This window comes from Mesorhizobium sp. M7A.F.Ca.US.005.03.2.1, assembly GCF_003997795.1.
Classification (GTDB): Bacteria; Pseudomonadota; Alphaproteobacteria; order Rhizobiales; family Rhizobiaceae; genus Mesorhizobium; species Mesorhizobium ciceri.
In genome coordinates this window covers 1-1,616 of record NZ_RZRP01001125.1, presented here as the reverse complement: position 1 = coordinate 1,616, position 1,616 = coordinate 1, and the positions used below count along the sequence as shown (strand labels likewise).

General features: G+C 67.0%; 1 protein-coding gene and 2 pseudogenes. 1 reads left to right on the top strand and 2 read right to left on the bottom strand.

Translation table 11 applies throughout. From position 1 onward, the window contains the following. Together cobG and EN991_RS35365 are read right to left on the bottom strand one after the other, a co-directional pair. Window positions 1-597, bottom strand: a 597-nt coding sequence (gene cobG, locus EN991_RS35370) for a precorrin-3B synthase (RefSeq protein WP_127370458.1), incomplete at its 3' end; no start/stop codon positions are given. Then, window positions 594-1,496: pseudogene (locus EN991_RS35365) on the bottom strand (cobaltochelatase subunit CobN); the annotation flags it as partial. The gene cobG and the pseudogene EN991_RS35365, both read right to left, overlap by 4 nt. Between EN991_RS35365 and EN991_RS35360 the strand changes: the two are divergent. Beyond that, window positions 1,483-1,616, top strand: a pseudogene (locus EN991_RS35360) (cobaltochelatase subunit CobN); the annotation flags it as partial. The pseudogenes EN991_RS35365 and EN991_RS35360 overlap by 14 nt on opposite strands.

Sequence of the window (1,616 nt, the reverse complement as noted above, 5' to 3'; positions counted from 1 at the left end):
CTCTGCAACCATCCTTAGAGCTGCAACGGCAATATCGCGCGCCGCACCTTGATCGGCAAACGCCAGCGGCCTCGCATTCCTCCCGTCGCCCGCGACAGACACCCGCCACCGAACTCCCGCATCGGTGCGCGTTGCAGCAAGCCGCAGGTCGGCCGTGACCGCATCCATGGTGAGTTGCCCGCAGCCGTCCACAACGACCGACACCTTCGGTCCTAGGCGCTGTACGAGCCCAGCTTCTTCGATCGCAGCCCTGATACGTTCAGCCAGCGGCCGGGGGTCGGCAATCTCTTGCGGATCAATGCCTGCCAGCGGCCCGGTCTCGACCGGCACGCCGGTGCGAACCGCGATATCAAGCGCATCGACCTCCGCCGCCAGCAGCGCAGCACTTTGCGCCGTCAGGCCGCGTATCTGCAAACTGCCGCGCGCGGTGACTTCCATGATGCCATTGCCGTGCCGCAAAGCGGATTCGGCTAGTCCGATCAACGACTCTGGCGACATTCCCCCAGCAACCGGGTTGAGCCGCACCAGCAGGCCGTCGCCGGTTTGCATCGGTGCCGACAAAGCCGGACAGGCGCCGCGGCGCGAGAAGGCGCTCATGCCGCCACCCCAAGTGCTTCTGCCTCGGCGATCAGGGCTGCGAGATCGTCGTCGATGGAATTGCGCAAGGGATGCCAGAGACTACGCCGGCGCGCCGACAGGAAGCGTTCGGCAATGATTTTTGCCGCGGCGGGGTTCTCGCGCAGGATGAAGGCGCGGACCATGGGATCGCCTAGATAGGCATCATGAACCGCCTCGATCAGCGTTCCCGAAATGGCGTGCGTGGTTTCGGCGAAGCCGACCAGCCGGTCGACGGTTTCGGCGAATTCGGAGGCGCCGCGCGGGCCGTGGCGCATCTGGCCTGATATGAAGCGTGGATGGACGGCGCGGGCACGCACGACGCGCGCTACGGCCTCACTGATCGAGCGTGGCTTCGGCTTTTGCGGGTCCGTGGTGTCGAGCACGATGACGTCGGCATTCCTACCGAGCGCCGCAACTGCTGCGGAAAAGCCGCCGATGAAGGCGACATCGGCGGAGCCCTCGAGGATGTCGCGGCCGGGGTCGTCGCCGGTGTGGACGAGAAGATCGGCTTCGGCGATGCGGCCCTCGAAAACGCCGGGCGCGGAGATGCCTTCGCCCCCGGCGCCGCCATAGGCGTGCGATGTAGCGTCGAGATAGGCGCGGCCGATTTCGTCGCGCGCGCTCCAGTCGCCGGAGGACATGAGATCCTCGACGCCGGCGCCATAGGTGCCGGGCGAGGTGCCGAAAATGCGCGGGCTGATCTTGCCGTCGGCGCGGGTTTTGGCCGCGAGCGGGTTTTCCGAATCGTCCTCGTCGCGCGCGGCAACCGCGTTGGCTGCGGCATCGATCAGCGCGATTTGGGTCGGGAACATGTCGCGGAACAGGCCTGATATGCGCCATGTGACATCGACGCGTGGCCTTCCGAGCGTGGCCGGCGGCGAGGAGATCGCTCAAGGCCTGGCGCTGATGGGCTGCCGGCCGCAATGGGATTTGGCCACCGGCCGCATCACCGGCATCGAAGTGCTGCCGCCGGTGCGCAGCGATGCCGAGCCCCAGAG